This window comes from Achromobacter sp. ES-001, from assembly GCF_019448355.1.
GTDB classification, from domain to species: Bacteria; Pseudomonadota; Gammaproteobacteria; order Burkholderiales; family Burkholderiaceae_B; genus Achromobacter; species Achromobacter spanius_B.
In genome coordinates, this window is record NZ_CP079940.1 from 2172503 (window position 1) to 2193048 (window position 20546).

The window sequence follows — 20546 nt, forward strand, 5'->3', positions numbered from 1 at the left end:
GACGCGTCAAGCCTGTTTGATTTCGATTTCGACAAAAACGAATTCGGTGTCGCTGGGGTTGATGACGTTGTGCTCAACGCCAACCGGTCGATAGTAGGCGATGCCGGTGGTGAGTTGGCTGGTGACCTCGCCGTCGGGCGTTTCCAGCAACAGCGGGCCGGTCGTTTGCGGGACCACGACGTAGTTCATGCCGTGGCGATGCCAGCCGGTTTCACCGCCGGGCGGAAAGCGCCATTCGGTGACGGTGACGCGGTCGTTGTCGATCTGCACGGTGGGAATGGCGGCGGGGCGTTGCACGGGGGATGCTCCTGAAGTTGTCATGGCGTCGTGGCGTCGGTGTCGGTGTGGGTGTAGGGGGCGATCAGGCCATTGTCGCTTGCGTGGGGTCCCAGTGCTGACCGGGCACGGCGGCAATCAACTGGCGCGTGTACGCGTGTTGCGGCTTGTCGAAAATCTGGGTCGGCGATCCGTATTCCACAACCTTGCCACGGTGCATTACCAGCACGGAATTGCAGATCTGCGCCGCGACCCGCAAATCGTGGGTGATGAATACCAGCGCAATCTGCAAGCGCTGTTGCAAGTCGTGCAGCAGTTGCAGCACCTGCGCCTGCACCGAGACGTCCAGCGCCGACACGGATTCATCGGCCACCAGCACCTTGGGTTCCAGCGCCAGCGCCCGCGCGATGCCGATGCGCTGGCGTTGCCCGCCCGAGAACTGGTTGGGGTAGCGATCAAAGGCGGACGGGTCCAGCCCCACCAGCGACAGCAGTTCGCGCACGCGCGCCTCGGCCTTGGCGCGCGGCACGCCGTTGGCCACGGGGCCATCGCTGATGATGCGGCCCACGGTGTGGCGCGGGTTGAGCGAGGCAAAAGGGTCCTGGAAGATCATCTGGATATCGTGGCGCAGCGGGCGGAAACGCGATTCCGACATCGCGGCGATATCCTGGCCATTGAAGATCAGTTGCCCGCCGTTGATGCCCACCAGCTTCAGCAGGCATTTGCCGATCGTCGATTTGCCCGACCCGGATTCGCCGACGATGCCCAGTGTTTCGCCACGTCGTACGCTGAAGCTGACGCCGTCAACGGCATGCACCTCGCGTTTGCTGCCGAGCCAGCCGTGGCCGATGACGTACGTCTTCTTCAGGTCTTTCACTTCCAGCACGGGCGCGTCATTGGCGGTGGCCACGCGTTCCTCGCCACGCCGATGCGGCACTGCCGCGATCAGCCGTTGCGTGTACGGATGGCGCGGACGGTTCAGTACGTCTTCGGCGGGGCCTTGCTCCACCAACACGCCTTTTTCCATGACGGCGACACGGTGGGCAATTTCGGCCACCACGCCGAAATCGTGCGTGACGAACATCACGCCCATGCCTTTCTCTTTCTGGATGCGCGCAATCAGCGCCAGGATCTGCGCTTGCGTGGTGACGTCCAGCGCCGTGGTGGGCTCGTCCGCGATCAGCAGGGCTGGCTCCAGCGCCAGCGCCATGGCGATCATCACGCGTTGGCGCTGGCCGCCCGACAGCCGGAACGGATACACGTGATACAGCGTTGCCGGGTCCGGCAAGCCCACAAAATCCAGCAATTCAAGCGTGCGCTTCATACGCTCGGCGCCCGGGTAGGCATCGTGTACGCGCATGACTTCGCTGATCTGCTCCCCCACGGTCATCAGCGGGTTCAGCGCCGACAGGGGTTCCTGGAAAATCATCGCCATGTCTTTACCGCGCATGGCTTGCAACGTGGCTTCGTCCTGCTGCAGCAGGTCTTTGCCGCGAAAGAGAATGCGGCCCTGCTGCGGCGTCAGGTAGTCCGGCAGCAGGCCCATGATGGCGTTGGCGCTCATGGACTTGCCCGATCCGGATTCGCCCACGATGCACAGGATTTCGCCGGCGCGGATGTCGTAGGAAACGTCTTGCACGGCAAAGGGCCGGTCGCCGCCGCGAGGCAGCGCGATACTCAGGTTCTGGATGGACAGCAAGGGCGTGGCTTCGGTCGTCATGTTGGCCTCCTATTCGCCGCGCTTGCGCAGTTGGGGGTTCAGGGCGTCGTTCAAGCCTTCGCCGATCAGGTTGATGGCCAGCACCGTCAACAGGATGGCCACGCCGGGCCACACACTCATCCACCACGCTTCGCGGATCATCGTGCGCGCCGCGCCGATCATGAAGCCCCAGCTCATCAGGTTGCGGTCGCCCAGGCCCAGGAATGACAAGGACGATTCTGTCAGGATGGCGGTGGCCACCATGAACGAGGCCGACACGATGATGGGCGACATGGCGTTGGGCAGGATCTGCGTGCTGACGATGCGCGCCGGCGTCTGGCCAATGACGATGGCCGCCTGGACGAATTCGCGCTGCTTGAGCGTCATGAATTCAGAGCGCACCAGCCGCGCGGCGGGCGGCCAGGATACGACGGCGATCGCACCCATGATGGAATAGACCGATGGGCTCAGGATGGCGACCAGCACCACGGCCATGGCCAACTGCGGAATGGTCTGGAAGAACTCGGTGAAGCGCATCAGCGCGTCGTCCACGCGGCCACCGCAGTAGCCGGCCACCGAGCCGACCAGGATGCCGAACAGCAGCGCCACCGCCGTCGACAGCAGGCCCACCATCAGGGACACCCGCGCGCCCCACACCAGGCCGGCGGTGATGTCGCGGCCCAGCATGTCGGTGCCGAACGGGAAGTCGGCGTTGGTGAACGGCGGAATCAGCGGGTCGGCCACCATCATCCAGGGGGATTCTTGATACAGCAGCGGCGCGGCCAGCGCCACAATGACGACGACCAGCATGATGGCAAGACCGGCCACCGCGCCGTAGTTGCGCATATAACGTTGGGCAAAAGCTTTCATGCGGCGGCTCCTTGCTGCGCGCCCGCGGCGATACGCGGATCAATCAGGCGGTACAACACATCGGTCAGCAGGTTAAACACCACCACCATGATGGAGGTGACCAGGAAGATGCCCAGCAGCAGCTGATAGTCGCGCTGAAGCAGGGCGTCGAACATCAGGCGCCCGATGCCCGGCCAGGCAAACACGGTTTCGGTCAGCACCGCGCCGCCCGCCATCTGGCCCAGTTGAATGCCGGCGAACGTAATGACGGGCAGCAGTGCGTTGCGCAGCACGTGCACGCGGATCACGCGGCTGGGGCTCACGCCCTTGGCGCGCGCCGTTTTCACGAAGTCCATGCCGATCACTTCCAGCATCGACGCCCGCGTCAGCCGCACGTACACGGCCATGAAGAAGCAACCCAGGGTGACGGTGGGCAGGATCAGGTGTTGGGCGATGTCCGAGGCGCGCGCCCAGCCGGTCAGGCCCGAGCCCACGGTTTCCATGCCGAATGCGGGCAGCCAGCCCAGCACGACGGAGAACAGCAAAATGCCCATCAGCGACAGCCAGAACAGCGGCGTGGCGTACAGCAGCAGCGCGCCGGTCATCACCGAACTGTCGATCCAGCGGCGCTTGTTGCGGTAACGCGCCTTGGCCGCGACCACGCCAAGGAAGACACCCAGCACGATGGAAAACAAAAAGGCGCAGGACATCAGCAGGAACGTGGCGGGCAGGCGCTCGACGATCAAGTCCAGCACGGGGACGTGGTTGCGGTACGAGAAGCCCAGGTCCAGCTGGACTACGCCTTTCAGGTACAGCATCAGCTGCGTCAGGATGGGTTTGTCCAGGCCAAAGGCCACACGTAGCTGGTCGACATAGGCGGCATCGCCCGCGCCGGCCTGGCCCGCCAGCACGGCAGCCGGGTCGCCGGGCGCCAGCCGGATCAGAAAGAAATTGATGATGACCACGCCCAGCACGACCACCAGGGCCTTGCCGACGCGGGACAAGAAAAAGGAAAGGAATTTCATGCTTGGGATGTCCTCTCGGGCTGAACGCGGGCGGCCGGGGGCGTGCCCATGCGCTGCCGGGATCCGCCGCCGCAAGGGCTTTGCGGCGGCGTCTTGCTGCGCTTACTTTTCGATGTAGACGTCGTCGAACGATTCGTTCAACCCGATCGCGGTCTTGACCAGGTTCTTCACGTTGGCGCGGTACAGGGTCGGGAATTCCATATCCACCAGGTAGCCGTTGGCCACGTCATTGACCAGCGTGGTTTGCAGCTTGGTGTAGATCTCCTGGCGCTTGGCCGGATCAACTTCAGAGGCGGCGGCTTCCCATAGCTTGTCGGTCTCGGGGTTGCTGTAGCCCTGCACGTTGGCAAACGGCGAACCCTTGACGATGTTCGACGAGATATACAGCCGCTGCACGCCCAGCGCGGGGTCGCCGTACTGGTAGGTGAACGTGGTGGTCAGGTCGAAGTCCCAATTGCCCGTGCGGCTGGCCCAGCCGCCCGCGTCGGTGGATTCCACATTGACCTTGAAGCCCAGCTGTTCCAGCGCCTGCTTGGTGTATTCGCCCAGGCGATCCCAGGTGGAACCGTACGGAAAGCTCAATTGGCGAATCGTGTAGTCCTCGGGCTTGATGCCCGATTCCTTGATCAGCGCGCGCGCCTTCTTCATGTCGAACGGCATCGCCGGCATGTTCTTGTCGTAGAACATCTCGGTCGTCACGAAGGGGCTGGTCGACACTTTGCCCAGGCCGAAGAAAATATTGTTGACCACCATGTTGCGGTTCATCGCGGCCATGATGGCCTGACGCACCTTCAGGTTGTCGAACGGGGGCTTGCGCATGTTGAAGATCAGGTAAGCCTGCGGCGAGAACATTTCCCAGCCGGCAGTGGTGTATTCCACCTTGGGCAGGGCGCGCAGGCGCTTGATGTCGACGTTGTCCACGTCACCGCCACGCAGCACGTCCACGCTGCCGCGTTCGAACGCGACCGCGCGCGAGGCCGCGTCGGGAATCACGTTGAACACCAGTTCATCCAGATAAGGCTTGCCCGGCTTCCAATAATCGGGGTTGCGCGTCAGCTTGATGTATTCGCCGCGCTTCCATTCCTTGAACATGAACGGGCCGGTGCCCACGGGCTTCTGGTTGGCCGGGTTGGTCATGAAGTCCGTGCCGGCGTACAGATGCTTGGGCATCATGGGCGCAAAGCCAGGTTCGAACATCAGCATGAAAGCGGGGAAGGGCGTCTTCAGCTTGATTACCACCGTTTTCGCGTCCGGGGCAGTCACCGAATCGACAAACTTGTTCAAGATGACGCGGGCGCGCGCATGCGTCTTGGGCAGCATCTCGGAAAGCGAGAACACCACGTCTTCCGACGTGAACGGCTTGCCGTCATGCCACTTGACGTTGTCTTGCAGGTGGAACGTGTAGGTCAGCCCGTCGGCCGCCGCTTCCCACGATTTGGCCAGGCCGGGCTGCGGCTTCAGGTCGGTGGAATAGGTCAGCAGGCTTTCGTAGATCTTGCCCGCGACAAATTGCGTGGGGCCTTGCTGGTTGATGGCCGTGACGATCACGGGCGGCTCGGGCTGCACGATCATGTTCAGCGTGCCGCCTTTGGTCTGCGCCAAGGCTTGCGTGGCGGGTAGCGCGGCCGCAAGGACCAATGCGCCGATGCTTAGGGAGAACCATTTCTTCGATTTCACTGCGAGCCTCCGGGCTGGAAAGGGACTGACAGGTGACCGCCGCTGCGCGGCGGATGCCGTGCTTTGACAAGCAAACCTTGTGCCACCTGGGTTTATCAGGGGTACTACAGGTAAAGCCGCTACCGCCATGCTTCGTACAGGTGCTGGGTAAGGCAGGCCGCGCACCAATGCGGCGAAATCGGCGGTGCACGCGCGGCGTGCCGAAAGACGTGGTGACGTCGGCATCGGCCGCGCGGCGATCCGCGAGGAAACAGTTGCCGCTATCTTGCGGCGTTGGCCCGCGCCACCATGGCGTCAAGCAGGACGTTGCAGCCGGCTTCCAGATGCTCGGGTTGCGCGTCCTCAATTTCGTTGTGGCTGATGCCGTCTTTGCAGGGCACGAAGATCATGGCGGTGGGCGCCACCGCGGCCATGTAGACGGCGTCGTGCCCCGCGCCCGTCACGATGTTCATCGCCGGCAGGCCGCGACTGGCGGCGCCTTGCCGGACCTTGTCCACCAGGTCGGTATCAAAGGGCGTGGGGCGGAAATACTGCACGTCTTTCAAGTCCACCTGCACGCCATGGGCCACGGCGATGTCATCGCAAGCCCGGCGCCATTGCTGGTCCATGCGCGTCAACGTGGCTTCGTCTTCGTGGCGCAGGTCGGCGGTAAAGCGCACCTGGCCGGGAATGACGTTGCGCGATCCCGGATGCGCGTGGATCTCGCCCACGGTGCCACGCCCGTGCGGCTGGTGCCCGTTGGCGATGTTGATGACGGTCTGCACCAGAAAACTGGCGGCAAAGAGCGCGTCGCGGCGAATCGCCATCGGCGTGGGGCCCGCGTGCATTTCCATGCCGGTCACCGTGATGTCGTACCAGCGCAGGCCCAGCGACCCGGTCACGACGCCGATGGTCTTTTCCTCGTGTTCAAGAATCGGGCCCTGTTCGATATGGGCCTCGAAGTAGGCGTCCACCGGGCGCCCGCCTACCGGGTCGGTGCCCGCGTATCCGATCGCGGCCAGCTCATCGCCTACCGAGATGCCTTGCGCGTCGCGGGCCGACAGCGCGGTTTCCAATGGGAACTTGCCGGCGAATACGCCGGACCCCATCATCACGGGCACAAAGCGCGAGCCTTCCTCGTTGGTCCAGATCGCCACTTCCAGCGGCGCTTCCGTCTGGACGCCGGCGTCGTTCAACGTGCGCATGACCTCCAGGCCGGCCAGCACGCCGTAGCAGCCGTCGAACTTGCCGCCCGTGGGCTGGGTATCGATGTGGCTGCCGGTCATGACGGGCGGCAGGTCGTTATTGCGGCCGGCGCGGCGCGCAAAGATGTTGCCCACCTGGTCCACCCGCACCGTCATGCCGGCATCGCGCATCCAGCCAGTGACAAGGTCGCGGCCCTGGCCGTCCAGCGCGGTCAGCGCCAATCGACAGTTGCCGCCTTTTGGCGTGGCGCCGATGCGCGCAAGGTCCATCAGCGACTGCCACAGGCGTTGGCCGTTGATGGACAGGGAAGACGTAGTCATGGGTTGCCTCGATGATCGGTAAGGGGATCGAAGTCTTCGCGCAGGCGCGCCAGGATGCCAAGCAGGTGCGTGTGCATGGCGTGGCGCGCGCGAATCGGGTCTCGCGCCGTGATGGCGTTCAGGATGCGTTGATGCTCGGCATGGGCGGCGACCCACGCTTGCGTCGTGACGAAATAGTCCTGCATGCGGCTATACAGCGAACTGGACTGGCTTAGATTCCACAGGTGCGCCACGGCCGACGCCAGCGCCGCGTTGCCGCAGGCCGCGCCGATGGCGCTGTGGAACGCGCGGTCATGGCGGCCGGGCGAGTCGGTCAGCGACATGGCGGCATGGGCATCGCGGATGCCGGCAATCTGTGCGGGCGTGGCCTGGTGCGCGGCCAGCGCCGCGCATTCCGGTTCGATCAGCATGCGGGCTTCAAGAAGGTCGAATGGCCCGATGTCGTCCTGTTCGGCCAAGGCCGGCGCGCCCATGGCGGCCGTTGCGGGAAACGCGGCGCCGTCCGGCGAGGTCGTGACGAACACCCCGGTGCCGACGCGAACTTCGACGTAGCCTTCGATTTCCAGGGCAATCAGTGCTTCGCGGATCGAGGCCCGACTCACTTGCAGTTGTTCGGCCAGCTCGCGCTCGGAAGGCAGGCGCGCGCCGCGCAGGAAATCACCCGCTCGGATGCGGCCGGCGATCTGGTCGGCAATCATGCGATACAAGCGGGTGGCGGCGACGGCCTGAAAGGTGCTCATCGTGGCGTGGAGTTGTCATGGCCTGGTGGTCAGGCCACCAATATAGGCACGCCGCCTTTGAAATAGAAGGGGAAATTTACGTTTTCAGGGAAAACGATCAGAGGGAATCTACGGCTTCCTATCCGGTGGTCAGGCCAGTTAGGCGACGTTAGTGTCTGGCCTGAAGCGGGCGTTGGCGTTGCGCCAGCGCCGCTTGCTTGCATGCCCGGTTCAGGGCTCGTTCGTGAACGCGCGGACCAGGCGCGCGATGCCGTCCAGTTCGTCCTGGGCGCCCTCTACCCATTGGGGCTTTTCAAAGGGGCTGTCGGACGGGGCGTTGTCCATGCCGGCCTTCAGGTCGTTAAGCAGTTCCAGCGCCATGTCGGTAGCTTGCGGGCTGCTGCGGGTGGATAGGGCGATGGCAATTGCCACCGCCTGGCGCATGGCCAACAGGCGGCCGTCCAGTTCAGTGCCCATGAGGTGTCCTTGTTGTGCAACGTAAAAGCCGCATTTTACGGGCGTGACCCGGCGCCCGCCCAAGACGCCGCCGGGTTTGCGCCAGATCAAGTTGCGGTGACCCGCAAGGGCGAATAATCCAGGCTATGCAAGCCGCCCTAAGCCCCGTCGTTTCATCGCCCGCGCCTGCCGCCGCCGAACCGTTCTTTCCCCCTCGATTGTTGGCGAGGCTGGACAAGAACGGGCCACGCTACACCTCGTATCCCACCGCCGACCGCTATCACGGCAATTTCGGCGAGCAGGACTATCGCAGCGCGCTGCGGCAGCGTCGCGCCAACGCCGCGACCGAGCCGCTGTCGCTATATGTGCACATCCCGTTCTGCGATTCGGTCTGCTATTACTGCGCGTGCAACAAGGTGGTCACGCGTCATCACGACCGTGCGGTGCGCTACCTGGAAGCGCTGGCGCAAGAGATCGCCTTGCACGTGAAGGAGCTTGGCGCGGGCGTGCCGGTGTCGCAACTGCACTTTGGTGGCGGAACGCCTACGTTTCTGTCCGATGCGGAGCTGACTCGTTTGATGCAGGACCTGAGATCGGCATTCCGGTTCGAGAACGATGCCGAAATTTCCATCGAAGTCGATCCTCGCACGGCTACGCCCCAGCGCCTGGCGCACCTTCGGCAGTTGGGCTTTAACCGCCTGAGCTTCGGCGTGCAGGATTTTGACGAGCAGGTGCAAAAGGCGGTGCATCGGGTGCAGTCTTTTGACGACGTGCGGGCGCTGATGCAAAGCGCGCGCGCCCTGGGCTACGACTCGGTCAACATGGACCTGATCTACGGGCTGCCGTTGCAGACCACGGAATCGTTCGCGCGCACGATCAAACAGGTGGTGGCGTTGCGACCCGACCGCATTGCGCTGTACGCCTACGCGCACCTGCCCGAGCGCTTCAAGCCCCAACGCCGCATCCACGAAGCGGACCTGCCCAACCGCGAGACCCGGGTGGGCTTGCTTGGCGCGGCCATCGACGGCTTTCTGCAGCAGGGCTACACGTACATCGGCATGGACCATTTCGCGCTGAACACCGACGCGTTGGCCATCGCCAAGCAGCGTGGCCAGCTGCACCGGAATTTCCAGGGCTATAGCACCCAGCCCGACCGCGATCTGGTCGCCCTGGGCGTATCCGCCATCGGCCGCATCGGCAACACGTACAGCCAGAACGCAAAAGTGCTGGACGCCTATTACGGCGCGGTCGAATCCGGCCATTTCGCGGTGGAACGCGGGCTCAGCCTGTCCAGCGACGACCTGGTGCGGCGGGAAGTCATCATGGACATCATGTGCCAGGGCCGCGTGGACTTTGCCGCCGTCGAGGCCCGCCACGGCCTGCGCTTTGGCGACTACTTCAGCCGCGAACTGGTGCAAATGGCGAACCTGGCCGAATTGGGCCTGGTCAATCTGCGCGCGGGCGAAGTAGAGGTTACCGGGCTGGGCTGGTACTTCGTGCGCGCGGTCGCCATGGCGTTTGACGGCTACCTGGGCAGCGCCGGCAGCGGCGCCAGCTATTCCCGCATCATCTGACGCGGCGCGTGCGCGGGGCGGCTTCATTCCGCGAATTTCTCGCGCAGGTATAGAGCCAGCGATAGATCGTCGGCCAGTTGCAGCTTTTGCATCGCCCGCCGCTTATGGGTGCTGATCGTCTTTTTGCTGCGCGACAGGCGCGCGGCAATCTGCGTGACGGACAGGCCCTGGCTGATATGGCGCAGGATCTCGATTTCGGATGTGGTCAGCATCGCGTGGGGGTGGTCGGGCAGCACGGGGCGAACCTTGCCGTCCTGCACGGACAGAAAGGTCTTCTTGTTGTTGAGTACGGCGCGAATGATTTCGGGCAGCAACACCATTCCCCATTGCTTGGCCAAATAGCCGTTGGCGCCGGCGCGATACGCGGCGTATTGCGTTTCCTGCCGGTTGCCCGCCGAAAACGTGATGAGCGCCAGGGCAGGGTAGTGCCGCCGCAGCCGCCGCAGGAAATTGACGCCGTCCCAGGGTTCCTGGGGCAGATAAAAATCCACCAGCGCTACATCACAGGGCGTATGACGCAGCTTCTCAAGCATTTCGCGCGCCGATGTCTCTCGGTGCAGCACCCGGAAGCCGGGGCGGCTTTCAAGATATGCCCCCACGCCTAGGGCGACGACGGGGTGATCGTCCAGTATCGCCACCTTGATAACCGACGGCAGCCGCGACAGCAGCATATGCCTGCGTCCGCTCGAGCGCACGCCTTCGCCGCAGCGTGGCGGGTTGGAAATAGAGGCTGCTTTGGTCACACGTATTGGGACAGCTTTCATCGATGCTCCACAAGCCGGTAGCGCGAACCGCGTCGCGCTTTTCTCGGCCAGAGTTGAAGTCCGGAGCACGCTCCGCGCCTGGTCATAAATTTGCGATGGAAGGTTACGTTTTCGAAAGCCTGTCCGGACGGGAATCACCCGAATATCGGACCTTTGCACCCTGAAACGAGCATTCAATCAGCCGCAAGACTGGGCATATTCGCTTGACTGGCGCCCGGAAAAGGCGCAAAGGGTGCTACAATCGACACATTAATTTCGGTCGATCCGTTGGTTGCTGGGGTGCCCCCGGCCCGGTCTTGGTTGGTATCGATCGCGCAACCTTGCAACGCGCCGTGCTGGCGCGTTTGAACAGGCTCAGAATCATGTTTTTCCTGCTGGCACGAACTACGACCCGGAACTTTCGCCCTATGTCGCGTTAGTTTTTCGTGCGTCGGGTTTCACCGTGTCAGGTCAGCGGTAAGACTCAGCAAGACAACCAGAAAACGCGGCTATCAGGCCGCGTTTTTCGTTTTCGTTCATTGATTTTTTTCTCGTTCCAAGAACCCCAGGAAGCACTCCCGATGGTACAGATCACATTGCCCGATGGTTCGCAACGCCAATATCCGGGGCCGGTCACGGTCGCCGAAGTGGCTCAGTCGATCGGTACGGGCCTGGCCAAGGCCGCCTTGGGCGGCCGCGTGACGTTTGAAGGCGAGTCGTCCAAGCTGGTCGACACAAGCTATCGCATCGAAGGCGATGCGCGCCTGGCAATCGTGACCGCCAAGGACGCCGATGGCCTGGATCTGATCCGGCACTCGACGGCCCACTTGCTGGCCTATGCCGTGAAGGAGCTGTTTCCGGACGCTCAGGTCACCATCGGTCCCGTGATCGACAACGGCTTCTACTACGACTTCTCGTACAAGCGCCCGTTCACGCCCGAAGACTTGGTCGCCATCGAAAAGAAGATGGCCGAGCTTGCCAAGAAAGACGAGGTTGTGACGCGTGAAGAATGGTCGCGCGATGATGCCGTTGAATTCTTCAAGGGTATCGGCGAAAAGTACAAGGCCGAGATCATCGCGTCGATCCCGTCCAACGAGCCCCTGAGCCTGTATCGCGAAGGCGATTTCATCGACCTGTGCCGCGGCCCCCACGTGCCGTCCACCGGCAAGCTGAAGGTGTTCAAGCTGATGAAGGTGGCCGGCGCCTATTGGCGCGGCGACAGCAAGAACGAAATGCTTCAGCGCATCTATGGCACGGCCTGGGCCACCAAGGAAGAACAGGAAGCCTACCTGCACATGCTGGAAGAGGCCGAGCGCCGCGATCACCGCAAGATCGGCCGCGAACTTGACCTGTTCCACTTCCAGGATGAAGCGCCGGGCCTGATTTTCTGGCATCCCAAGGGCTGGGCGTTGTGGCAGCAGGTCGAGCAATACATGCGTGCCGTCTACAACAACAACGGCTACCAGGAAGTCAAGGCGCCGCAGATCCTTGATATTTCGCTGTGGAAGAAGACGGGCCACTGGGACAACTATCGTGAAAACATGTTCACGACCGAGTCCGAGAACCGCGTCTATGGCCTGAAGCCGATGAACTGCCCGGGCCACGTGCAGATCTTCAACGCCGGCCTGCATTCCTATCGCGAACTGCCGCTGCGCTATGGCGAATTCGGCCAGTGCCACCGCAACGAACCCTCGGGTTCGCTGCACGGCATGATGCGCGTGCGCGGGTTCACGCAGGATGACGGCCACATCTTCTGTACCGAAGATCAGCTGCAAGACGAATGCGCCGACTTCACGGCCCTGCTACAGAAGGTCTATCGCGATTTCGGCTTTACCGAAGTGCTGTACAAGGTCGCCACGCGTCCTGAAAAGCGCATCGGCTCTGACGAAGTCTGGGATACGGCCGAGCAGGCGTTGATGGAAAGTCTGCGCCGCACGGGTTGCGAATTCGAGATTTCCCCGGGGGAAGGCGCGTTTTACGGTCCCAAGGTGGAATACACCCTGAAAGACGCCATCGGGCGCCACTGGCAATGCGGTACCATTCAGGTCGACTTCTCCATGCCCGTGCGCCTTGGCGCCGAGTATGTCGACCAAAACGACCAGCGTCGTCCGCCGGTCATGCTGCACCGTGCCATCCTGGGTTCGCTCGAGCGTTTCATCGGCATGCTGATCGAAAACCATGCCGGCGCGATGCCGCCCTGGCTGGCCCCGGTGCAAGCCGTTGTATGCTGCATTTCTGAACCTTCGGCCGATTATGCGGCTGAAATAACACAAAGCCTGAAAAAACAAGGCTTTAGAGTAGAGTCCGATTTGCGTGGTGAAAAAATCACTCGTAAAATCCGGGAGCACAGCCTGCAAAAGGTGCCGTACATTCTTGTCGTCGGCGACAAGGAAAAACAAAACGGCACCGTAGCCGTCCGCGGTCTGGGTGGATTGGACCTTGGCGCCATCGCATACGACGAATTCGTCGCGCGATTGTCCGAGGATGTTTCTGCCCGTCGCGACGTCAATCAACCTGATAGCAGTGCTGCTTAACATTTCTAGGAGCTTTCAACATCGCCACTGAAAAAGCCAATCGCATCAACGGTGAAATCCGCGTCCCCGAGGTGCGCCTGATAGGTCTGGACGGAGAACAGCTGGGCATCGTCAAGATCGCCGACGCGTTCCGTCTTTCCGAGCAAAGCGACGTGGATCTGGTGGAAATCGCGCCGAACGCCGAGCCGCCGGTCTGCCGTTTGATGGACTACGGTAAGTTCAAGTACCAAGAGCAGAAGCGCCAAGCTGAAGCTCGTTCCAAGCAGAAGGTCATCCAGGTCAAGGAAGTCAAATTCCGTCCGGCCACCGACGAGGGCGACTACCAAGTCAAGCTGCGCAACCTGCGCCGCTTCCTCGAAGAGGGCGACAAGGCCAAGGTGACCCTGCGCTTCCGTGGCCGCGAAATGGCTCACCAGGAACTGGGTATGCGTGTGCTTGAACGTGTGCGTGACGATCTGCTGGAACTTGCCCAGGTCGAAGCCATGCCGAAGCTCGAAGGCCGTCAGATGGTCATGGTGCTGGCGCCCAAGAAGAAGGCCGTGCCCGCTGCGGGCAAGCCTGAATCTGCCGCGTAAGTTCCAGCCATAGCCTTCGCAAGAAGGCTTGGCCGCTTCCCATCCGACCCGCCGTCCGTCACGTGACCGGCGGGTTCGCTTATTGGGCGGCTCTGCGCTACGATGTCATAAAGCCGCCTTCCCGCCAGGGAAGGCGGCGTACGTTCAGGGTGTCGCGATGCATGTTTTGTTCGTTTTGGATCCCTTGCCGCTTCTCAAGGCGTACAAGGACAGTTCGGTTGCCATGATGCGTGCCCTCGTGGCGCGCGGCCACACGCTTAGCGTGGCCATGCAGGGCGATCTCTACATCGAGGCCGGCACGGTCAAGGCCGTTACCACGCCGATCGCGCTGGTCGCGGATGCCGACTTGCACGGCCACGACTGGTGGACCGAGTCCCCCGCAAAAGATCTGCCGCTGGCCGATTTTGGCGCCGTCGTGATGCGCAAAGACCCTCCTTTCGACATGGAATACGTGTATTCGACGCATCTGCTCGAATACGCCGAAGCGCAGGGCGCCCGCGTGTTCAACAGCGGCGCGGCCATTCGCAACCATCCCGAAAAGCTGGCCATCACCGAAATCAGCGAGTTCACCGCCCCGACGCTGGTGACGCGCAACATGGCTCGCCTGAAGGCGTTTCACGATACGCACCACGACGTGATCGTCAAACCGCTTGACGGCATGGGTGGCACGGGCGTGTTCCGCCTGCAACCCAAAGACCCAAACCTGAACGCCATCCTGGAAACGCTGACCGACAACGGCGCGCGCACCATCATGGCTCAGCGCTACATCCCTGACATCGTCAAGGGTGACAAGCGCATCCTGCTCATCGGCGGTGAGCCGGTGCCGTATTCGCTGGCGCGCATTCCGCTGGCCGGTGAAACGCGCGGCAACCTGGCCGCCGGCGGCCGTGGCGTGGCGCAGGAATTGTCCCCGCGCGATCGCGAAATCGCCGAAGCCGTCGCCCCCAAGCTTGCCGCTCGCGGCCTGCTGCTGGTCGGCTTGGACGTCATTGGCGATTACGTCACCGAAGTCAACGTCACCAGCCCCACCTGTTTCGTCGAGATTGCCGAACAGACTGGCTTCGATGTCGCGGGCATGTTCGTCCAGGCGCTTGAAAAAGCCGTGGCGAATACTGCCCCGGCAGCCTGATCTTTCTGGAATCCGTCATGACCACGGGTATTGTTATCGTCGTGCACGCGCCTTTGGGCGCGGCGATGCGCGAATGCGCCAGCCACGTCATGGGCGACCTTGACGGCATGCTGGCCATTCACGACATCCTGCCCGAGGACCGGCCCGATGAGCAGGCACCGGCCGTCCTGAAAGATATTCTTGAACAGGATCACGGCGCCGGTGTGCTGGTGCTGACGGACCTGATCGGCGCCACCCCCGCCAATATCTCCAAGCGCGCCGTGGCCGATGCCCAGGCGCAGGGCATTCAGTGCTGTGTCCTGGCCGGCCTGAATACCCCCATGCTGCTGCGCGCCTTGACCTATCGCAATCTGCCGCTTGCCGATACGCGCGAAAAGGCCTTGGCCGGCGGCGTGCAGGGTGTCTTGCGTGTAGACTGACGGGCAGGAATTTGCCCTATTATGTCGGCTGGTATTTCCGGTCGAAATGCGGTTGACGGTTTGCCTCTTTGCTGCGATCAACACTGCGGCGTTAATCCGCGGTCATAATATTTCCTATGCCTACTAAAGACATCGTCATCAGCAATAAATTGGGTTTGCATGCGCGGGCCGCCGCCAAGCTGACGCAACTGGCCAGCAAGTTCTCCAGCGAGATCTTCATCTCGCGTGGCGCGCAACGCGTGAACGCCAAAAGCATCATGGGCGTCATGATGCTGGCGGCCGGGCTTGGCGTGACGGTCAAACTGGAGGCTTCCGGCAATGACGCCGATCAAGCCCTTTCCGAAATCGAAACTCTGTTCGACAGCAAATTCGGTGAGCAGGAATAGAACACCCCCTGAATCCGCCGGCCCTGGCGTTGCCGAGGCCGGCCCGTCTACGACCCTGAACATCGCCCACGACGGGGCTGGCCGCGCCAGCCCCGTCGTTTGTCTTTATGGCAAAGGCGTTGCCAAGGGATATGCCATCGGCCGCGCGGTCGTCATGGGCGCCGCGGCGCTGGAAGTGGCGCACTACCGGATATCACCCGAGGATGTGCCCGCCGAAAGCAGCCGCCTGACCGAGGCCCTGGCATCGGCGCAACAAGAGCTTCGGCTATTGGCCGACACCTTGCCCGCCGACGCGCCGCGCGAGCTGGGCGCCATGCTCAACGTGCACAGCCTGCTCTTGGGTGACCCCTTGCTGGCCGAGCAAACGCTGGGCCTGATCGCCGAACGCCACTACAACGCCGAATGGGCGCTGACCACGCAAGGCCAGATGCTGGGCCAGCAGTTCGACGCCATGGAAGACGAGTACCTGCGCGAGCGTGGGGCCGACGTACGCCAGGTCATCGAGCGCGTGCTGCATGTGCTTGCCGGCACGTCCGCCATCCTGCCCGACATGTCCCACATGGGCGGCGACGATGCGCTGGTGGTCGTGGCTCACGACATTTCTCCGGCGGACATGCTGCGCTTGCGCGGCGGCCGCTTCGCCGCTTTCGTGACTGATCTGGGCGGCCCCACGTCGCATACCGCCATCGTGGCGCGCAGCATGGGCGTGCCGGCCGTGGTTGCCATGGGCAACGTACGCGAGCTGGTACGCGATGGCGACATGCTCATCATCGACGGCGCGGCCGGCGCGGTGGTGGTCAATCCGTCTGACCGCATTCTTCAGGAATACCGCCGCCGCCAGGCCGTGTACGCCGATGAACGCGCAGAGCTGGGCCTGTTGCGCGACGAGCCTTCCGTGACGCTGGATGGCATCGACATCGTCCTGCACGCCAATATCGAACTGCCGGAAGAGGCCGCGCTGGCGCTGGCGTCCGGCGCGCACGGCATCGGCCTGTTCCGCAGCGAATTCCTGTTCATGGGCCGGCCGGACCTGCCCGGCGAAGAAGAGCAATACGAAGCCTATTCATCAGTGGTCAAGGTCATGGCCGGCAGGCCCGTCACGATCCGCACGCTGGACATCGGGTCGGACAAGACGCTGGACGGCGAAGCCACCGTGGCTACCAATCCCGCGCTGGGCCAGCGCGCAATCCGCTACTGCCTGGCGCGTCCGGAAATGTTCGCCACGCAGCTGCGCGCCATCTTGCGGGCATCGGCGCACGGCCCGGTTCGATTGCTGATCCCCATGATTGCGCACATGCACGAAGTGGTGGCCACCAAGGCTGCCATCGAGGCGGCGCGCCGCGAGCTCGATGCGCGTGGGCAGGCGTATGCGCCGCACATGGAAGTGGGCGCAATGGTAGAAGTGCCCGCCATCGCAATCGCCATCGAGCCCTTCGCGCAGGCGCTGGATTTCCTGTCTATCGGCACCAACGACCTGATCCAGTACACGTTGGCCATTGACCGCGGCGACCATGATGTTGCCGCGCTGTACGACCCGCTGCATCCCGCCGTGCTGCGCCTGGTGGCCAACACCATCAACGCGGGCGAGCGCGCCGGCAAGCCGGTGGCGGTGTGCGGTGAAATGGCGGGCGATTCACGCATGACACGCCTGTTGCTGGGCCTGGGCCTGACGGAATTTTCCATGCACCCGCAGCAGTTGCTGGACGTCAAGCGCGAGGTTCGGCGCGCGCATTCGAACGCCTTGCGGATCAAAGTGGCCACCGCGCTCAACCGCGCTTTGCCTGTCGACCTGGACGCGCTGGACCCGGCCTGAATCGACCGGGGTTGGCCGAATTTGCCTGTATTGGCCTGTATTGGCCATTCCGAACCTGCCAGACGCTGAACGCCCCTGAACGGGGCGTTTTTCTTTGCCTTTGCATCCGGGGTCACCAATGAAAAACGGCGTCGGGGGCAGCCCCCGACGCCGTTTCTGGCAAGCCCTGCGGCAGTCAAGCCGCAGGCCTGCAAACCGCTTTAGCTGTGATAAGCCGATTCGCCGTGGCTGGTGACGTCCAGACCTTCGCGTTCCTGATCTTCCGGCACACGCAGGCCGCACAGGGCGTTGGCGATCTTGTAGGCAATCCACGCCACCACACCGGACCAGACGATGGTCAGCAGCACGCCTTCCAGCTGCACCCACAGTTGGTGGGCGATCATGCCGGGTTCGGCCAGGCCGGGGCCACCGAGGACCTGGGCATTGAACACGCCGGTCAGCAAGGCGCCGACGATACCGCCCACACCGTGCACGCCGAACACATCCAGCGCGTCATCGGCACGCAGCAAACGCTTCAGGCCATTCACGCCCCAGACGCAGACGATGCCGGCGATCACGCCGATGATCAGTGCGCCCACCGGGCCGACCAAGCCGGCTGCCGGCGTGATGCCCACCAGACCCGCGATCGCGCCGGACGCAGCGCCCAGCATCGACGGCTTGCCCTTGACGGCCCATTCCGTGAACAACCAGGCCAGGACGGCACCGGCAGTTGCGATCATCGTGTTGAAGAAGGCCAGCGTGGCGTTCTCGTTGGCGGCCAGCGCCGAACCCGCGTTAAAGCCGAACCAGCCCACCCACAGCAGGGCGGCGCCCACGAAGGTCATCGGCAGGTTGTGCGGTTGCATCGCTTCGCGGCCGTAGCCCACGCGCTTACCCACCACATAAGCACCCACCAGGCCGGCCACACCGGCGTTGATGTGCACCACCGTCCCGCCGGCAAAGTCCAGTGCGCCCTTGGCGTTCAGCAGGCCAGGCGCCGTTTCGGACGCGAACCACACCATGTGGGCGATCGGCACGTAGGCAAACGTGAACCAGATCACCGTGAACACCAGCACGGCCGAAAAGCGGGCGCGCTCGGCAAAGCTGCCCACGATCAGCGCGCAAGTGATGCCGGCGAACGTGGCCTGGAACGAGGCGAACAGCAGCTCGGTCAGGGTGTTCGACATGGCGTACTTGCCGTCAGCCGGTGTGAACATGCCAGAGAAGAAGGCGCGCGACAGGCCGCCGAAGAATGCATTGCCTTCGGTGAAGGCAAGCGAATAACCGTAGATGAACCAGAGAACCAGGCCCAACACGAACGTGCACAACACTTGCAGCAACACAGACAGCACGTTCTTGCTGCGTACCAGGCCGCCATAGAACATCGCCAGACCGGGTACGGCCATCATCAATACGAGCAGGGTAGAGACGAGCAACCAGGAGATATCTGCTTTATCCATTTTCAGGCTCCAATGAGTCTTTCTTTATTTATTTACAGCGCAGCTTCGCCAGCTTCACCTGTGCGGATACGGATCACCTGTTCCAGCGGGGCGGCAAAGATCTTGCCGTCACCGATCTTGCCGGTACGAGCGGCTTGCTCGATCGCCTCGATGACCTGGTCCACAAGGTGATCGGGCACGGCGGCTTCGACACGCAGCTTGGGCAGAAAGTCCACGGCGTATTCCGCGCCGCGATACAGCTCGGTATGGCCCTTTTGACGGCCAAAACCCTTTACTTCGGTAACAGTCAGGCCCTGGACGCCGATCCCGGATAGAGCCACCCGCACTTCGTCGAGCTTGAAGGGCTTGATGATGGCGATGATGAGTTTCATGGCATTTCCTCTCATGGTTGCACGTTGGCTCCGACTATCAAGCAATATCCATGCCATGTTTCCTGGCGCGTGGAATGCGGGCTGCACGCGCGCATGTTGTGCCTGTGCGCACCAATCTGGGGCGTTATGCACCACGGAGCGGCCTCAATATGGTGCGTGATGCGCGCCATTGGGTGCATGCAACGAAATATGTTTCAAAAGCGGCATTTGTAGCCAGTTGATGCCGTGGCCGTTGCGGTTTGTATTGCCGTTTTCTTCGGTGCCCGGTCTGCCCGGTCGGTATGAACCGGCCGCGGAGCGTTGCAGCGCAACGGTGCCCTGCGTTTCAAGGCCGCCGCGTTCGGTAATCGGGCGGCCATTCAATCCGCCAAATGGAGGATTCCCTTGATACCAGGGATTACAGGCGTCGGCTTGTTGCCGGGGGACGGGTGAAGAAGAATCAAGACAGCTCCGGCCCAGGCAAGCGTCAACCAGTAAGCGTCAAGCAGCCTCTAGGCGGCCAAATCGCAGTGGGCTGCCGTTGCTGGCACGACGCAGCTAACGGCGCAATGCAAGCAGTCGTCGGATTTATATGCGCGATCGGCAAGCCGGATGGGTTGCCTGTAACGATGTTGGTAGGGGGTTGCCGCCATGGCAGCCCGGTTTTCTCCTGTGCTTTGATGGGCGGTCACCGCATGCGGCCCGCCCTTTTTTTTGGCGCGCGCTGGCGAGGCGTGGCTGCGTCGGCTCGGCAAGGCACTACACTTGAGGCATCAAGAACCAGAGAGGCCGTTATGAATAATCGCACCCAGTGGATGGAAGACATCCAGAAAAATATTTCTGACCTGATTGCCCGCAGCCCGGCTGCGGATGTGGAGCGCAATGTGCGCGCGATGATGACGCAGGCGTTCTCGAAGCTGGACTTGGTCACGCGCGAAGAATTCGACGTGCAAGCCGATTTGCTGGCGCGTACGCGCGCCCGCGTGGACCAGCTTGCCGCACAGGTACAACAGATGGAATCGCGCTTGTCCGCCCTCGACAAGTGATGTGCCGTCAGGAGCTAACCGTTAGCAGCTAGCCGCTCGCCGTGAGCCGCTCACCGTGAGCCGCTCGGCAGTCCCCGTCACAAAGCAAATCAAAACGACCGCACCGTGCGGTCGTTTTGCTTTTGGGGAACGGGGAAGGAGGGGCACGCGCAAGCGATCTCGGAGAAGTGATCGGGGCCGGGCGATCGGGGGCAGGGGCGGGGTCAGAGGAGGGGGGAACAGGAACGGGGAACAGGAACGGGGAACAGGAGCGGGGGACAAGGAACGGGGGGCAAGGAACAAGGGACATCATTGTCCCGCTCGGCCCATCGCGCCGGACGGAATTGCCGATA

19 protein-coding genes are annotated in these 20546 nt (G+C 62.8%); 8 read left to right on the forward strand and 11 right to left on the reverse strand.

Annotation, left to right across the window (positions count from 1 at the left end; translation table 11 throughout):
* Nucleotides 1–6 precede the first annotated feature (6 nt).
* The 8 genes from KYT87_RS09815 to KYT87_RS09850 all read right to left on the reverse strand — a co-directional run bounded on the left by KYT87_RS09815 (nucleotide 7) and on the right by KYT87_RS09850 (nucleotide 8227).
* Entirely contained in the window at nucleotides 7–297 is a 291-nt protein-coding gene (locus KYT87_RS09815; RefSeq protein ID WP_162941180.1) for a cupin domain-containing protein, read from the reverse strand.
* A gap of 64 nt (nucleotides 298–361) precedes the next feature.
* Nucleotides 362–1996, reverse strand: coding sequence for an ABC transporter ATP-binding protein (locus KYT87_RS09820; RefSeq protein WP_219992134.1), 1635 nt, complete (start codon nucleotides 1994–1996; stop codon nucleotides 362–364).
* A 9-nt stretch (nucleotides 1997–2005) separates the two neighbouring features.
* A complete protein-coding gene (locus KYT87_RS09825) occupies nucleotides 2006–2845 on the reverse strand; it encodes an ABC transporter permease (protein ID WP_219992135.1) in 840 nt (279 codons plus the stop codon).
* On the reverse strand, nucleotides 2842–3849 hold the full coding sequence (locus KYT87_RS09830; protein ID WP_162941181.1) for an ABC transporter permease: 1008 nt from the start codon (nucleotides 3847–3849) through the stop codon (nucleotides 2842–2844). Before KYT87_RS09830 ends, KYT87_RS09825 begins: the two co-directional genes overlap by 4 nt.
* Nucleotides 3850–3951: 102 nt before the next feature.
* Nucleotides 3952–5526: an ABC transporter substrate-binding protein gene (locus KYT87_RS09835; RefSeq protein ID WP_219992136.1), complete on the reverse strand. Its 1575-nt coding sequence runs from the start codon at nucleotides 5524–5526 to the stop codon at nucleotides 3952–3954.
* 260 nt (nucleotides 5527–5786) lie between these two features.
* The gene (locus tag KYT87_RS09840; RefSeq protein ID WP_219992137.1) at nucleotides 5787–7031 is read right to left on the reverse strand and encodes a Zn-dependent hydrolase; all 1245 of its coding nucleotides are present in this window, start codon (nucleotides 7029–7031) and stop codon (nucleotides 5787–5789) included.
* Nucleotides 7028–7771 carry a FadR/GntR family transcriptional regulator gene (locus tag KYT87_RS09845; RefSeq protein ID WP_120154692.1) on the reverse strand — a complete coding sequence of 248 codons (744 nt, stop codon included), beginning with the start codon at nucleotides 7769–7771 and terminating at the stop codon, nucleotides 7028–7030. The genes KYT87_RS09840 and KYT87_RS09845 overlap by 4 nt, the downstream gene beginning before the upstream one ends.
* Before the next feature lie 210 nt (nucleotides 7772–7981).
* Nucleotides 7982–8227 carry a hypothetical protein gene (locus tag KYT87_RS09850; RefSeq protein WP_219992138.1) on the reverse strand — a complete coding sequence of 82 codons (246 nt, stop codon included), beginning with the start codon at nucleotides 8225–8227 and terminating at the stop codon, nucleotides 7982–7984.
* Nucleotides 8228–8352: 125 nt separating this feature from the next.
* On the opposite strand from KYT87_RS09850, the gene hemN reads away from it, so the two are divergent.
* Nucleotides 8353–9780 (forward strand): oxygen-independent coproporphyrinogen III oxidase, encoded by a 1428-nt coding sequence (hemN, locus tag KYT87_RS09855; protein WP_219992139.1) that lies wholly within the window; start codon nucleotides 8353–8355, stop codon nucleotides 9778–9780.
* Between the two features lie 23 nt (nucleotides 9781–9803).
* Here the strand turns inward: hemN and KYT87_RS09860 are convergent, their stop codons facing one another.
* The gene (locus KYT87_RS09860) at nucleotides 9804–10544 is read right to left on the reverse strand and encodes a response regulator transcription factor (protein ID WP_052946146.1); all 741 of its coding nucleotides are present in this window, start codon (nucleotides 10542–10544) and stop codon (nucleotides 9804–9806) included.
* A gap of 560 nt (nucleotides 10545–11104) precedes the next feature.
* Between KYT87_RS09860 and thrS the strand changes: the two genes are divergently transcribed.
* The 6 genes from thrS (at nucleotide 11105) to ptsP (ending at nucleotide 17379) form a co-directional block, all read left to right on the forward strand.
* Nucleotides 11105–13057, forward strand: coding sequence for a threonine--tRNA ligase (gene thrS / locus KYT87_RS09865; protein ID WP_046807724.1), 1953 nt, complete (start codon nucleotides 11105–11107; stop codon nucleotides 13055–13057).
* 20 nt (nucleotides 13058–13077) lie between these two features.
* Nucleotides 13078–13632, forward strand: a complete 555-nt coding sequence (gene infC, locus KYT87_RS09870; protein WP_081451529.1) for a translation initiation factor IF-3 — start codon at nucleotides 13078–13080, stop codon at nucleotides 13630–13632.
* A 157-nt stretch (nucleotides 13633–13789) separates the two neighbouring features.
* A complete protein-coding gene (gshB, locus tag KYT87_RS09875) occupies nucleotides 13790–14761 on the forward strand; it encodes a glutathione synthase (protein WP_046807725.1) in 972 nt (323 codons plus the stop codon).
* A gap of 17 nt (nucleotides 14762–14778) precedes the next feature.
* Nucleotides 14779–15180 carry a PTS sugar transporter subunit IIA gene (locus KYT87_RS09880; protein WP_120154701.1) on the forward strand — a complete coding sequence of 134 codons (402 nt, stop codon included), beginning with the start codon at nucleotides 14779–14781 and terminating at the stop codon, nucleotides 15178–15180.
* Between the two features lie 116 nt (nucleotides 15181–15296).
* Entirely contained in the window at nucleotides 15297–15566 is a 270-nt protein-coding gene (locus tag KYT87_RS09885; protein WP_046807727.1) for an HPr family phosphocarrier protein, read from the forward strand.
* Between the two features lie 154 nt (nucleotides 15567–15720).
* On the forward strand, nucleotides 15721–17379 hold the full coding sequence (ptsP, locus tag KYT87_RS09890; protein ID WP_046807728.1) for a phosphoenolpyruvate--protein phosphotransferase: 1659 nt from the start codon (nucleotides 15721–15723) through the stop codon (nucleotides 17377–17379).
* 200 nt (nucleotides 17380–17579) lie between these two features.
* Here ptsP and amt read toward each other — a convergent pair whose 3' ends face one another.
* Together amt and KYT87_RS09900 are read right to left on the reverse strand one after the other, a co-directional pair.
* The gene (gene amt / locus KYT87_RS09895; RefSeq protein WP_046807729.1) at nucleotides 17580–18818 is read right to left on the reverse strand and encodes an ammonium transporter; all 1239 of its coding nucleotides are present in this window, start codon (nucleotides 18816–18818) and stop codon (nucleotides 17580–17582) included.
* Between the two features lie 32 nt (nucleotides 18819–18850).
* On the reverse strand, nucleotides 18851–19189 hold the full coding sequence (locus KYT87_RS09900) for a P-II family nitrogen regulator (protein ID WP_006218735.1): 339 nt from the start codon (nucleotides 19187–19189) through the stop codon (nucleotides 18851–18853).
* A 773-nt stretch (nucleotides 19190–19962) separates the two neighbouring features.
* On the opposite strand from KYT87_RS09900, the gene KYT87_RS09905 reads away from it, so the two are divergent.
* Nucleotides 19963–20214, forward strand: coding sequence for an accessory factor UbiK family protein (locus tag KYT87_RS09905; protein WP_006218738.1), 252 nt, complete (start codon nucleotides 19963–19965; stop codon nucleotides 20212–20214).
* Nucleotides 20215–20546: the final 332 nt, after the last annotated feature.

Bases quoted from the DNA above. Each gene is read 5' to 3' on its own strand.
- KYT87_RS09900 (WP_006218735.1), bottom strand. From the start codon at position 19,189: ATGAAACTCATCATCGCCATCATCAAGCCCTTCAAGCTCGACGAAGTG.
- KYT87_RS09820 (WP_219992134.1), bottom strand. From the start codon at position 1,996: ATGACGACCGAAGCCACGCCCTTGCTGTCCATCCAGAACCTGAGTATC.
- gshB (WP_046807725.1), top strand. From the start codon at position 13,790: ATGCATGTTTTGTTCGTTTTGGATCCCTTGCCGCTTCTCAAGGCGTAC.
- KYT87_RS09830 (WP_162941181.1), bottom strand. From the start codon at position 3,849: ATGAAATTCCTTTCCTTTTTCTTGTCCCGCGTCGGCAAGGCCCTGGTG.
- KYT87_RS09885 (WP_046807727.1), top strand. From the start codon at position 15,297: ATGCCTACTAAAGACATCGTCATCAGCAATAAATTGGGTTTGCATGCG.
- KYT87_RS09905 (WP_006218738.1), top strand. From the start codon at position 19,963: ATGAATAATCGCACCCAGTGGATGGAAGACATCCAGAAAAATATTTCT.
- KYT87_RS09840 (WP_219992137.1), bottom strand. From the start codon at position 7,031: ATGACTACGTCTTCCCTGTCCATCAACGGCCAACGCCTGTGGCAGTCG.
- KYT87_RS09880 (WP_120154701.1), top strand. From the start codon at position 14,779: ATGACCACGGGTATTGTTATCGTCGTGCACGCGCCTTTGGGCGCGGCG.
- KYT87_RS09825 (WP_219992135.1), bottom strand. From the start codon at position 2,845: ATGAAAGCTTTTGCCCAACGTTATATGCGCAACTACGGCGCGGTGGCC.
- KYT87_RS09850 (WP_219992138.1), bottom strand. From the start codon at position 8,227: ATGGGCACTGAACTGGACGGCCGCCTGTTGGCCATGCGCCAGGCGGTG.
- amt (WP_046807729.1), bottom strand. From the start codon at position 18,818: ATGGATAAAGCAGATATCTCCTGGTTGCTCGTCTCTACCCTGCTCGTA.
- thrS (WP_046807724.1), top strand. From the start codon at position 11,105: ATGGTACAGATCACATTGCCCGATGGTTCGCAACGCCAATATCCGGGG.
- KYT87_RS09845 (WP_120154692.1), bottom strand. From the start codon at position 7,771: ATGAGCACCTTTCAGGCCGTCGCCGCCACCCGCTTGTATCGCATGATT.
- KYT87_RS09860 (WP_052946146.1), bottom strand. From the start codon at position 10,544: ATGAAAGCTGTCCCAATACGTGTGACCAAAGCAGCCTCTATTTCCAAC.
- ptsP (WP_046807728.1), top strand. From the start codon at position 15,721: ATGGGCGCCGCGGCGCTGGAAGTGGCGCACTACCGGATATCACCCGAG.
- hemN (WP_219992139.1), top strand. From the start codon at position 8,353: ATGCAAGCCGCCCTAAGCCCCGTCGTTTCATCGCCCGCGCCTGCCGCC.